Genomic DNA, 12931 nt, shown 5'->3' with positions numbered 1-12931 from the left:
GATCTTTTGGACATGACCTCGGAACTCCTACTTTCAAGTCTGAAGCTGATCATACCGGAGCTGATCCTTTCGATTGGCGCCATGGTCCTGTTGATGATCGGAGCCTTTGCCGGCCGCAAGAGCGGACCGACCATCGTCGCGCTTGCTGTTGCCCTGCTTTTGTTTGCTGGTGGCTTCCTGTTTTGGTCGGGTAATGGCGTGGCGTTCAACGGCTCGCTTACCTTCAACGCCTTTACCCGCTTCATGCAGGTGCTGGTTCTGATTGGTGCGGTGCTGTCGATGATCCTGTCGGTCGGCCATGAAGAACCGGAATATCTCGATCGCTTCGAATTTCCGGTGCTGATGCTGCTGTCGACCACCGGCATGATGCTGATGGTCTCGGCCAACGACATGCTGGCTTTCTATATGGGCCTTGAGCTGATGTCGCTGCCGCTCTACGTGATTGCCGCGATCAACCGGGACAGCCTGCGCTCCACGGAAGCGGGCCTGAAATATTTTGTTCTGGGTTCGCTGTCCTCCGGCATGCTGCTCTACGGCATCTCGCTGATTTACGGCTTTACCGGCAATATCGGCTTCGAGGCTGTCTCCAACCAGATTGCGCTTGGCGAGACCGGTCTCGGCTTCATCTTCGGCATGGTCTTCGTACTCGCCGGTATCACGTTCAAGATTTCCGCCGTTCCCTTCCACATGTGGACCCCGGACGTTTATGAAGGGGCGCCGACGCCGGTTACGGCCTTTTTTGCGTCCGCGCCCAAGGTTGCGGCCATGGCGATCATCATCCGCCTGCTGATCGATGCCTTCGGTCCGGCCGTCGATCAATGGCGTCAGGTAGTGGTGTTCATTTCGATCGCCTCAATGGTGCTGGGGGCATTCGCTGCCATCGGACAGCGCAATATCAAGCGCCTGATGGCATATTCTTCGATCACCCATATGGGCTATGCGCTTGTCGGCCTTGCCGCTGGTACGGAAGTGGGCGTCAGCGGTGTTGTCATTTATATGACGATCTATCTGTTCATGACGCTCGGCACCTTCGCCATCATCATGGCGATGCGGCTGAAGGAAGGCGGGAATGTCGAGACTATCGACGATCTTGCCGGGCTTTCGCAGACAAAGCCTGTTATGGCCATTGTAATGACCGCACTGATGTTCTCGCTGGCCGGCGTACCGCCGCTGGCTGGCTTCTTCGGCAAGTATTTCGTGTTTCTGGCGGCGATCAATGCCGAGCTTTATGCCCTGGCGATCATCGGTGTTCTCGCCTCTGTCGTTGCAGCGTTTTACTATCTGCGTATCGTCAAGGTCATGTGGTTCGATGAGCCGACAGTGGAATTTTCGCGGGTGGCGAGCGAGTTGCGGTTTGTCTTTGGCCTCAGTGGTCTGTTCGCCATTGGCTATCTCCTGTTCGGCGGCCCGTTGAATTCTGCAGCAGGCGTGGCAGCAGCGGCTCTGTTCTAAATGGCTGCGGACAGGACCGCTTCTGCTGAAACCTATCGGCATGAAGCACTCGGCAATGTAGCATCGACCAACCTTGAGGCGATGGAGCGAGCCGAGGCCGGTGATCCGGGCTTGCTCTGGATCACCGCAGAACGACAATCAGGCGGTCGGGCGCGGCGCGGACGTAACTGGATTTCGGAGCGGGGCAATCTTTATGCCTCGCTTCTGCTTGTTGATCCCGCATCCGTTTCCGCTCTCTCGTCACTGCCGTTAGTGGCTGCGGTCGCGGTCCATGGTGCCATCGATCGCATGATGGCCGGGCAGGGGGAGGTCGCGATCAAATGGCCGAACGACGTGCTGATAGACCGCAAAAAGGTCTGCGGCATTCTGCTTGAGGCCAGGAAATTGCCCGACGGTCGTTTTGCCGTTGTGGTTGGTATTGGCGTCAATGTTGGCTTTTGCCCGCAGGAGGCACCATATCCGGTTGCAAGAATGGCCGATTATGTTGCCGGTGCGGATCCAGAGGTTTTGTTTGCCCATCTGTTCGAGGTCATGGCTAACGAGCTCGCGATCTGGGATAGCGGTCGAGGTGTCGGCAAGACTGTCGCGCGCTGGCGCTCCGCAGCATGCGGCATAAACGAACGGATCACCATTAATCTGGCCCGAGAGCAGGTCTCCGGGCTTTTTGCCGGCATTGATGATGGCGGTATGCTGAAACTTGAAACGGAAGAGGGCACGCGCACTTTTGCTGCTGGCGATGTCTTCTTCGAAAACAATAAGAACGGATAACGCTTAAATGGCGGACAATAACGCTGAACTGGTTTTCCTGCCCCTCGGCGGGCTTGGCGAAATCGGTATGAACCTTGCGCTTTACGGCTATGGTCCTGCGCAAAAACGCGAATGGATCATGGTTGATTGCGGCGTCACTTTCCCGGGCGCCGATCTGCCTGGTGTCGATCTGATCCTGCCTGACATCGAATTTGTGCGCGAACAGCGCGCCAATCTGAAGGCGATGATCATCACCCACGCGCACGAGGACCACTTCGGCGCGATCAACGATCTCTGGCCGGGCCTGAACGTGCCGATCTACGCTTCGCCGTTTACGGCAGGTCTGCTGGAATCAAAGCGCGCCTATGAGCGCTCGATGGGCGAGATCCCGATCACCATTTTCAAGGCCGGCGATACCATCAATGTCGGACCGTTCTCGGTGGAGGCGGTTGCCGTCAATCACTCGATCCCCGAGCCGATGGCGCTGTGCATCCGCACGCCGCTTGGCAATATCGTCCATACCGGCGACTGGAAAATCGATCACGCTCCCTCGCTCGGGCCGATGACCGACGAGAGCCGTTTCCGCGCACTTGGCGATGAAGGCATTCTCGCGCTGATGTGCGATTCGACCAACGCACTGCGCGATGGCGTTTCTCCGTCGGAACAGGAAGTTTCAGAAAGCCTGCGCAAGGTCATCGAAAACGCCGAAGGAAGGGTCGCGCTCACAAGCTTCTCCTCCAATATTGGACGTATCCGTTCGATTGCAAAAGCGGCGGAAGAGGCTGGCCGGCAGGTTCTGTTGCTGGGCTCGTCGCTGAAGCGTGCCGTTCAGGTCGCCCGCGACATCGGGCTGATGGAAGGGGTCAAACCCTTCGTCGAGGAAGACGAATTCGGTTATATTCCGCGCGACAAGGTGGTGGCGATCCTCACTGGCTCGCAGGGCGAAAGCCGCGCGGCGCTCGCCAAGCTTTCGCGTGACGAAATGCGCAATGTCGCTCTGACTGCCGGTGATCTGGTGGTCTTTTCCTCGCGCGCTATTCCCGGAAACGAGAAGGCGATCCAGGAGGTCAAGAACGGGTTGATCGAGCAGGGCGTTCACATTCTGACGGACGATGAGGCGCTTGTTCATGTCTCCGGCCATCCGCGCCGCAATGAACTGAAGCAGATGTATGAATGGATCCGGCCCGAAATTCTTGTGCCAGTCCACGGAGAGGCCGCGCATCTGACCGGCCAGAAGGAACTCGGAGAACAGGCGGGCATCGCCAATGTGCCGCGTGTGCGCAATGGCGACATGCTGCGGGTTGCTCCCGGCGCGCCGGAAGTCATCGCCAAGGTTGAAGCCGGCCGCGTCTTCAAGGACGGCAAGCTCATCGGCGGGTTTGAGGAGATGGGTATCGGCGATCGCCGCAAGCTCTCCTTCGTCGGACATGTCGCCATCAATGTGGTCTTGAACAGCAAGTTTGAATTCGCCGGCGATCCGGATGTTGTTCCGATCGGCCTGCCGGGCTTCGACGACGATGACGAACGCATGGAGGACGTGCTGTTCGATGCGGTTCTGGGCGCTGTCGAAAGCATTCCGCGTTCGCGCCGCAAGGACCTCAAAATGGTCAAGGAAGCCGTGCGCCGTTCGGTTCGCGCTGCGGCCAATGAATGCTGGGGCAAGAAACCTGTCGTGACCGTGTTTGTCAGCAGGCTCAGCTGAGCCGGATCAGCCGGGCCGGCGAAACAGCCGGCTCTGCTCGAACAACCCTTCCAACTGGCTGATGCGCTGGCGGGTCTTGTCCCAGCTTTTTGCCTGAACCGCCTCGATCAGCGCCTCGACCACAAACAGTGTGACGACGGATGAGTCCCAGGCGGACGGCACCTCGATATGGACGCGGAAGGTGTGGCGCGCGAATTTCGTCACCGGCGAGGCCCACTGGTCGGTGAAGAGAATGATCTCGACGCCGTTTTCGCTCGCTACCCGCGCCAGTGTCGCCATGTCCTGCTCATAGCGGCGGATGTCGAAGATCACCAGAACATCGCCCTTTGCCATGTTCAGCATGTGCTGCGGCCAGGAACCGGAATTCGATGACATCAGCGTCGTCTTTGGGCGGATCACCTGCATATGGGTGTAGAAATAGCCGGAAACCGCTCCGGTAATGCGCCCGCCGACGAAATAGACCGCACGGTCGAGGTCCGAGAGCAGGGCAGCCGCCCCTCCGAACGTCTCCTGATCAAGCTGTGACAGCGTGCGGCGCATATTGTCGATCGCCGCCTCGCCGAAGCGATTGAGAATATGCGTGTCCGGCACATTGCGCGCCAGCCGGTCATGTTTGGCGATCGGGTTGGAGAGCGTGGCCTCCAGCTCTTGATGCAGCCGCGCCTGAAACTCGCCATACCCCTTGAAGCCCAGCTTCTGAACCATCCGTGCAACCGTCGGGGTCGAGACGTCGGCGTTTTCGGCCAATGTGGTGATGCTGCCGAGGCCGGAAACCGGATAATTCTCACTGATGGTGTCGGCGAGGCGTTTTTCCGAACGCGTCAGTTCGTCATACCGTGTGGCGATTATGTCTGCGACTGTTCTGGACCCGTCACGCAATCTGCATCTCCTACTTTGTTGACATCTAGGAGTGGCGCAGCCGATCCGTCAATGGATAAACTGAATAGAAGTTTTCAGAGTTCGATTGACAACAGCTGTTTTCTGAAGAACTATTTACATAATCAGAGTGCAGAAAATGCAGGGGAACAGATGTTGGGAAAGCCGGGGCTCTTGAGCGCCCGTGATGGTGCGCCTGTTGTCGTCGAGCGCGCATCCGGCCAGAGCAGGGTCATACTGATTTGCGAACATGCCGGCAGGGCCATTCCCGAAGTTCTCGGGGATATGGGGCTGTCGGCCGCGCTGCTCGAAAGCCATATCGCCTGGGATCCGGGTGCGCTTGCCGTCTCCCGGCTGCTGAGCACGGCACTTGATTCCATGCTTGTTCATCAGCGTTTCTCCCGGCTCGTCTATGACTGCAATCGCCCGCCCGAAGCGTCCGACTCCACTCCCGAAATCAGTGAGGTTTTCGCGGTGCCCGCCAATCGCGGTCTTGGTCCGGTGGCGAAGGCAGAACGCGCCGAGGCGCTCTACCTGCCGTTCCATGAACGCATCGATCAGCTTTTGGATGAGACTGCGCACACCGCTCGCAATGCTGTCATCGTAACCATCCATTCCTTTACACCGGTGTTCAAGGGTCAGAAGCGTGATGTCGAAATCGGGATCCTGCACGACAGCGACCGGAGACTGGCAGACTGCATGTTGAAAAAGGCCAGTGCTGCCAGCGGCTACGATGTGCGCCGCAACGAGCCCTATGCACCGGTGGACGGTGTGACGCATACGCTGCGTCGCCATGCACTGCAACGCGGTCTCCTCAATGTCATGATCGAGGTTCGCAACGACCTGATTGCCGACGCCGTGGGGCAGGGGGCGGTAGCAGGTTTTGTCGCGGGGCTGCTGAACGAATGCCTCGACGGCATGCAGGAGGTGGCCTGATGCCTCAGGCAATCAAGACCTATGTTCGCTATGTCGACGGCTTCAACCGCGTGGTCGGTCGCATCGCCATGTGGCTGATCTTTGTGATGATGGGCATCCTGCTCTGGTCATCCGTTTCCAAGACCTTCTTCAATCCGTCGCTGTGGACGCTGGAAATGGCTCAGTTTGTGATGACGGCCTATTTCCTCGTCGGCGGCGCCTATTCGATGCAGCTCGACAGCCATGTGCGCATGGATCTGCTCTATGGTCGCTGGACGCCGCGCCAGCGCGCGATTGTCGATGCGATCACGGTGTTCATGCTGTTCACCTATCTGATCTTCCTGCTGATCGGCGGTGTGTCCTCCACCAGCTACGCGCTGAAATATGGCGAAACCTCGTATTCCAGCTGGTCGCCCTATATGGCGCCGATCAAGATCATCATGGTCTTTGGTATTTTCCTGATGTTCCTGCAGACGACCTCGATCTTCTTCAAGGATCTGGCAAAGGCGCTGGGGAGGCCGATCGCATGAACCTCTCCTATGAAATGATTGCGCTGCTGCTGTTCTTCTCGATGATGATGACCATGTTGACCGGACAGCGCGTGTTCGCCGCGATCGGCTTTGTCGGCGTGGTGGCGGCTGCTGTCCTTTGGGGCACGGGTGGCTATGAACTCGGCTTTTCGGCCAGTATGAAGCTGATGAAGTGGTATCCGATGCTGACGCTGCCGCTGTTCATCTTCATGGGCTACATGTTGTCGGAATCGGGTATCGCCGAAGACCTCTACAAGGCGTTTCACGTCTGGATGGGCGGTCTGCCGGGCGGGCTTGCCGTTGGCACGATCGCGCTGATGGTGGTGATCTCGGCGATGAACGGGCTGTCCGTCGCGGGGATGGCGATCGGCGCGACCATCGCGCTGCCGGAACTCTTGAGGCGCGGCTATGACAAGATCATGGTGTCCGGGGTGATCCAGGCGGGTTCCTCGCTCGGCATTCTGGTGCCGCCGAGCGTGGTGCTGGTGCTTTACGGCATGATCGCCCGCCAGCCCGTCGGCAAGCTCTGGGTCGCGGGCGCGCTGCCCGGTCTGATGCTGGCGGCGATGTTCATCATCTACATTGTTATCCGCTGCCGCATGAACCCGGCGCTCGGGCCTTCGCTGCCGAAGGAAGAACGCGACATGCCGCTTGGCGAGAAGCTGAAGCTTCTGCGCGCCGGAATCATTCCCTTCGTAATCTTCTTCCTGATGATGGGGCTTTTCCTGATGGGCGTGACCAGCCTGACGGAAAGCGCGGCCATCGGCGCGCTGTCCGCGCTTGTCGCGGCACTGTTCAAACGGCGTCTGACATGGAAACTGCTGAACCGCACGCTGGAGCAGACGCTCGGCATTTCGTGCATGTTCATGTGGATCATCATGGCCGCACTGTGCTTCGGCGCGGTGTTTGACGGGCTTGGCGCGGTCCGCGCGCTTGAACATCTTCTGCTGGAACGCTGGGATCTCGGCCCCTGGGAAATCCTGATCATGATGCAGATTTCATACATCATCATGGGCACGTTTCTCGATGACACGGCAATGCTGGTGATTGTCGCACCGCTTTACGTGCCGCTTGTCGGGCATCTTGGTTTTGATCTCGTATGGTACGGCGTGCTTTACACCATCACTTGCCAGATTGCCTACATGACGCCACCCTTTGGCTACAACCTGTTCTTGATGCGGGCCATGGCGCCAAGGGAGATTTCGTTGACTGATATCTACCGCTCCGTCTGGCCGTTCGTGATCATCATGATCATCGGTCTGGCGATCGTCACGGCGTTTCCGCAGATAGCCCTGTGGTTGCCGAACCTCGTCTATGCGCGCTGAGGGAGTGACTGAAGCGTGCGGGAGATCGTCCGTTGTTTCGGGCGCTAGTGAAGGGAAAGGCCCGGCGTTCGGCCGGGTCACCAACGACCTGAAAAAGCAAAACAGAGGGAAGCAGCATGACCAACAGACGCAGTTTTTTGAAAAATGCGGGCCTTGCGACCGCAGCCGGCGCCACGGCGCTTGCCGCACCCGCCGTCACACGTGCCCAGAGCAAGATCACCTGGCGCCTTCAGACCTATGCCGGTCCGGCGCTGGCCGAGCACGTCATCAAGCCGTCGATCGAGGCGTTCAACACCGCGGCCAACGGCGAAATGGAAATCCAGCTGTTCACCGCCGATCAGCTTGTCCCGACCGGTGAACTGTTCCGCGCCATGCAGCGCGGCACCATCGATGCCGTCCAGTCGGACGACGACTCGATGAACTCGCCGCTCGACATCAAAGTGTTCGGCGGCTACTTCCCGTTCGCATCCAAATACAGCCTCGATGTTCCGACGCTGTTTTACGAATACGGCCTCGCCGATATCTGGGAAAAGGCCTATTCGGAAGTCGGCGTTCAGTGGATTTCCGCCGGCGCCTGGGACCCTTGCAACTTCGCCACCGTCAACCCGGTGACGAGCCTGTCCGATCTTGAAGGCCTGCGCATCTTCACCTTCCCCACTGCCGGCAAGTTCCTGTCGCAGTTCGGCGTGGTGCCGGTCACGCTGCCGTGGGAAGACGTCCAGGTGGCGATGCAGACCGGTGAACTCGACGGTCTGGCATGGTCCGGTATCACCGAGGACTACACTGTCGGCTGGGCCGACGTGACCAACTACTTCCTGACCAACAACATCTCCGGCGGCTGGTGCGGCTCTTTCTTCGTCAATTCCGACAAATGGGCGGAAGTGCCGGAACATCTCAAAGTGCTGTTCCGGATGTGCACGGATAGTTCGCATCTCCACCGCCTGCATTGGTACTGGGGCGGTGAGGCCAGGCTTCGCGCCCATGGTGAAAAGCTGAAGTTGACGACGATCCCCGATGCCGAGTGGAAGACCGTAGAAGACGCCGCCGATGGCTTCTGGGACGAAATCGCCGCCGAGACCGACCGCACGGCGGAAGTGGTCAAGATCCTGAAGCAGTATCAGGCCGACATGAAAGCCGCCGGTCCGCCCTACCGCGCGGGCTGATCGACGTCGCTGCCACTGGCGGCGACACCATTGACACGGATCGTCCGGAGTGTTCCTGCTCCGGACGATTGCATGAACCACAGGATGAGCCCGATGAGTGCGCAATACACATTCAACCAACTGAAAAAGGATGTCGCGGACGGCAGCATCGATACCGTGCTCGCCTGCCAGATCGATATGCAGGGCCGCCTGATGGGCAAGCGCTTTACGGGCGAGTACTTCATAGACAGCGCCCACAAGGAAACCCATAGCTGCAACTATGTGCAGGCGACCGATATGGAGATGCACACGGTGGAGGGCTATGCTTCGACAAGCTGGTCATCGGGTTACGGGGACTACACGATGACGCCCGATCTCTCGACGCTGCGGCGGGTTCCGTGGCTCGAAGGAACGGCACTGGTCCTGTGCGATGTCTCTGACCATGCCACGCATTCGGACGTTGCCCATTCGCCGCGCGCGATCCTGAAGAAGCAGATCGCCCGGCTTGAGGAGCGCGGCTGGCGCGCGATGATGGCGACCGAGCTTGAGTTCTTTCTCTTCAACCAGTCGTTTGAAAGCGCCGAGCAGGCCGGTTATCGCGGACTGACCCGTTCCAGTGCCTATAACGAGGACTACCACATTCTCCAGACCACCAAGGAGGAGGATGTGATGCGCGCGATCCGCAACGGCTTGCAGGGCGCGGGTATCCCGGTCGAAAACACCAAGGGCGAGGCCGATGCCGGGCAGGTGGAACTCAATGTCCGCTATGCCGACGCGCTCGCCATGGCCGACCGCCACGTGATTGCCAAGAATGCCTGCAAGGAAATCGCCTGGCAAAAGGGCAAGGCTGTGACCTTTATGGCCAAGTGGAATTACGAGGCCGCCGGCAATTCTGTCCCACGTGCATCAGTCGCTGTGGAGTGCGGACGGCAAGACGCCGCTGTTCTTCGATCCCGAAGGCCGGTTCGGCATGTCGAAGCTGATGGAGCACTATGTCGCGGGGTTGCTCGCGCATTCCGCCGAGATTACCTATTTTCTGGCACCCTATATCAACTCCTACAAGCGCTTCATGGCCGGTACCTTTGCACCGACCAAGGCGATCTGGTCGAAGGATAACCGCACGGCCGGCTTCAGGCTTTGCGGCGATCAATCGAAGGGTATCCGCATCGAATGCCGCGTTGGTGGCGCAGACCTCAATCCCTATCTCGCCTTCGCCGCCCAACTGGCCGCCGGCCTCGACGGGATCGACAAGGAAATGACGCTTGAAGAGCCCTATGTCGGGGATGCCTATGGCAGCACCGCCGATGTCCGCGAAATTCCGAAAACGCTGCGTGCCGCGCGCGAGGCCATGAACAACTCCGATCTTCTGCGAAGCGCCTTCGGCGACGAGGTGATCGATCATTATTGCCGCGCCGCCGAATGGGAACAGGAAGAATACGACCGCCGCGTCACCGACTGGGAGATTGCGCGCGGGTTTGAACGTGCTTGAAGGCGTGCGCTGGACCTAAAGAGGGTCTTTGGCGCACTGCCTTGAGAGAAAATCGCAAATGACAGGATGGTGATCATGACGATGATCCAATGTATTTCACCGATCGACGGATCGGTTTATGCCGAGCGGGAGGCAATGTCCGCTGATACCGCAAGTGCTGCGGTCGCAAAGGCGCGCACGGCCCAGAAAGATTGGGCCACGCGACCGCTTGAAGAGCGGGTTTCGCTGGTTCAGGCGGGCGTGAAGGCGCTCAATGCCATGAGTGACGCGGTGGTTGAGGAGCTTGCCTGGATGATGGGCCGGCCGGTGCGCTATGGCGGCGAGTTCGGCGGCGTCAACGAGCGTGCCGACTATATGGCCAGCATTGCCGAACAGGGGCTGGCGCCTATTGCGCTTGAGGACAGCGGCAACTTCCGGCGCTATATCGCGCGTGAGCCGCATGGCGTTGTTTTCGTCATCGCGCCGTGGAATTATCCGTATATGACGGCGATCAACACCATCGTTCCGGCGCTGATTGCCGGAAACGCGGTGATCATCAAACATGCCAGCCAGACGCTTCTCGTCGGTGAGCGCATCGTCCAAGCCTTCGTCTCTGCCGGTATCCCGGAAGACCTGTTTCAGAACCTTTTCCTCGATCATGCAACGACATCCGAACTGATTGCGGCAAAGAGCTTCGATTTCATCAATTTCACCGGTTCGGTGGAAGGCGGGCGCCAGATGGAGCGCGCGGCAGCCGGTACGTTCACGCCGATGGGGCTGGAACTTGGTGGCAAGGACCCGGGCTATGTGATGGAGGATGCCGATCTCGACGCCGCAGTCGCGACGCTGATGGACGGGGCGATGTTCAATGCCGGGCAGTGCTGCTGCGGCATCGAGCGCATCTATGTGATCGACAGTCTCTATGATGCGTTTGTGGAAAAGGCTGCTGCCTTCGCCTCTGCCTACAAGCTTGGCAATCCGTTTGATGAGGCGACGACCCTTGGGCCGATGGCGAACAGGCGTTTTGCCGCTGTCGTCAGAAAGCAGATTGAAGAAGCGGTCGCGGCCGGTGCAACGCCGCTGGTCGACCCAAAACTGTTTCCCGAGGATGATGGCGGCACCTACCTTGCGCCGCAGGTTCTGGTGAATGTCGATCATTCGATGAGCGTGATGCGCGAGGAAAGTTTCGGTCCGGTGGTCGGCATCATGAAGGTTACCTCCGATGAAGAGGCGCTTTCCCTGATGAATGACAGCGAATACGGCCTGACCGCATCGCTCTGGACCGCCGATCCCGAGCGCGCGGCAGCACTCGGTGCCCGCATCGAAACCGGGACCGTGTTCATGAACAGGGCGGACTATCTCGATCCGGCGCTTTGCTGGACGGGGTGCAAGAACACAGGTCGCGGCGGTTCGCTTTCCCTTATCGGCTACCACAACCTGACCCGGCCGAAGTCATACCATATGAAGAAAGTCACAAAATGAGCCTCACAGCCAACTGGAGTTATCCAACCGCCATCAGGTTCGGTGCGGGTCGCATTACCGAGCTTGCCCAAGCCTGCAAGAGTCTCGGGATGACCAATCCGCTGCTGGTCACCGACAAGGGGCTGGCAAACCTGCCGATCACGCAGAACGCACTCAGGATCCTCGCCGATGGCGGACTGGATACAGCCTTGTTTTCGGACGTCGATCCGAACCCGAACGAAAACAACCTCGCCGATGGCATCGCCGCGTTCAGGAATGGTGGCCATGACGGTGTGATTGCCTTTGGCGGCGGCTCGGGGCTCGATCTCGGCAAGCTGGTGGCGATGATGGCCGGCCAGACCCGGCCCGTCTGGGACTTCGAGGATATAGGCGACTGGTGGACTCGCGCCGATGCATACGCCATTGCGCCGATCATCGCGGTGCCGACAACGGCGGGAACGGGATCGGAAGTCGGTCGGGCAGGGGTACTCACCAATTCCGAGACCCATGTGAAGAAGATCATCTTCCATCCGAAACTTCTGCCGGGCGTGGTGATCTGCGATCCGGAACTGACGGTCGGCATGCCGAAGATCATCACCGCAGGCACCGGCCTCGATGCCTTCGCCCATTGCCTTGAGGCCTATTGCTCGCCGCATTATCACCCGATGTCGCACGGGATTGCGCTTGAGGGGTTGCGGCTGGTGAAGGATAATCTTCCCAAGGTCTATCATGAGCCGGAAAACATTGAAGCGCGTGCAGAGATGATGAGTGCCGCCGCCATGGGGGCCGTTGCGTTCCAGAAGGGGCTCGGCGCCATTCACGCGATTTCCCATCCGCTCGGGGCGGTCTACAACACCCATCACGGCATGACCAATGCGGTGGTGATGCCACCGGTCTTGCGTTTCAACCGCGAGAAAATTGCCGCCAGGCTGAAACTGGCGGCCGATTATCTCGGGATTTCGGGCGGCTATGACGGCTTCTACAATTTTGTGCTCGAATTCAGAGCCGAGCTTGGCGTGCCGGAAAACCTGACCGCAATGGGCATTGCACCGGACCGCATCGATGAATTGGCGTCAATGGCGCTCGACGACCCGAGCACGGGCGGCAATCCGGTTGAGATGACGCTCGAGAACACCAGGGCGCTTCTGGCCGACTGCTTCTGAGGCTGGATGCTGATTATCTACGAAAGGGCATCGTTTTGGCGGTTCCTTTTTTGATACAGGCGGTGGCACCGGGGATGATGTCTTTCGCCTTACCGCGGGACAAACGTAGCAAAGCGCAATGACGTTGAGGGAAATGACAAGAGTTGCATG

Annotated in this window: 10 protein-coding genes and 1 pseudogene; 10 read left to right on the top strand and 1 reads right to left on the bottom strand. The window is 59.1% G+C overall.

All coding sequences use genetic code 11. The features are described 5' to 3' along the window. The first annotated feature begins 12 nt into the window (after positions 1–12). From nuoN to AC0L7L_RS09690, 3 genes are read left to right on the top strand one after another with little or no spacing between them, the layout of a single operon-like run. Positions 13–1452, top strand: a complete 1440-nt coding sequence (gene nuoN, locus AC0L7L_RS09700) for an NADH-quinone oxidoreductase subunit NuoN (RefSeq protein WP_473513617.1) — start codon at positions 13–15, stop codon at positions 1450–1452. Then, positions 1453–2220, top strand: a complete 768-nt coding sequence (locus tag AC0L7L_RS09695) for a biotin--[acetyl-CoA-carboxylase] ligase (RefSeq protein WP_473513615.1) — start codon at positions 1453–1455, stop codon at positions 2218–2220. A gap of 7 nt (positions 2221–2227) precedes the next feature. Beyond that, the gene (locus AC0L7L_RS09690) at positions 2228–3901 is read left to right on the top strand and encodes a ribonuclease J (protein ID WP_473513613.1); all 1674 of its coding nucleotides are present in this window, start codon (positions 2228–2230) and stop codon (positions 3899–3901) included. A gap of 6 nt (positions 3902–3907) precedes the next feature. On the opposite strand, the gene AC0L7L_RS09685 is transcribed toward AC0L7L_RS09690, so the two are convergent. Beyond that, on the bottom strand, positions 3908–4780 hold the full coding sequence (locus tag AC0L7L_RS09685) for a MurR/RpiR family transcriptional regulator (RefSeq protein ID WP_272211670.1): 873 nt from the start codon (positions 4778–4780) through the stop codon (positions 3908–3910). 150 nt (positions 4781–4930) lie between these two features. Here AC0L7L_RS09685 and AC0L7L_RS09680 point away from each other — a divergent pair, with 150 nt between their 5' ends. From AC0L7L_RS09680 to AC0L7L_RS09650, 7 genes and pseudogenes are all read left to right on the top strand, one after another. Next, the gene (locus tag AC0L7L_RS09680) at positions 4931–5713 is read left to right on the top strand and encodes an N-formylglutamate amidohydrolase (protein WP_473513611.1); all 783 of its coding nucleotides are present in this window, start codon (positions 4931–4933) and stop codon (positions 5711–5713) included. Further along, entirely contained in the window at positions 5713–6222 is a 510-nt protein-coding gene (locus AC0L7L_RS09675; protein WP_272211668.1) for a TRAP transporter small permease subunit, read from the top strand. Before AC0L7L_RS09680 ends, AC0L7L_RS09675 begins: the two co-directional genes overlap by 1 nt. Continuing rightward, positions 6219–7547: a TRAP transporter large permease gene (locus AC0L7L_RS09670; RefSeq protein WP_272211667.1), complete on the top strand. Its 1329-nt coding sequence runs from the start codon at positions 6219–6221 to the stop codon at positions 7545–7547. Before AC0L7L_RS09675 ends, AC0L7L_RS09670 begins: the two co-directional genes overlap by 4 nt. A 116-nt stretch (positions 7548–7663) precedes the next feature. Then, entirely contained in the window at positions 7664–8710 is a 1047-nt protein-coding gene (locus AC0L7L_RS09665; protein ID WP_473513609.1) for a TRAP transporter substrate-binding protein, read from the top strand. A 93-nt stretch (positions 8711–8803) separates the two neighbouring features. After that, a pseudogene (locus AC0L7L_RS09660) lies at positions 8804–10178 on the top strand (glutamine synthetase family protein). Positions 10179–10253: 75 nt separating this feature from the next. Further along, positions 10254–11639: an aldehyde dehydrogenase family protein gene (locus tag AC0L7L_RS09655; RefSeq protein WP_473513607.1), complete on the top strand. Its 1386-nt coding sequence runs from the start codon at positions 10254–10256 to the stop codon at positions 11637–11639. Continuing rightward, on the top strand, positions 11636–12781 hold the full coding sequence (locus AC0L7L_RS09650) for an iron-containing alcohol dehydrogenase (protein WP_272211664.1): 1146 nt from the start codon (positions 11636–11638) through the stop codon (positions 12779–12781). The genes AC0L7L_RS09655 and AC0L7L_RS09650 overlap by 4 nt, the downstream gene beginning before the upstream one ends. Positions 12782–12931: the final 150 nt, after the last annotated feature.

The sequence above is a fragment of the Martelella sp. K41-7 genome, assembly GCF_055808365.1.
The sequence above is the reverse complement of the archived record's forward strand: the minus strand, read 5'-3'. Positions and strand labels throughout refer to the sequence as shown.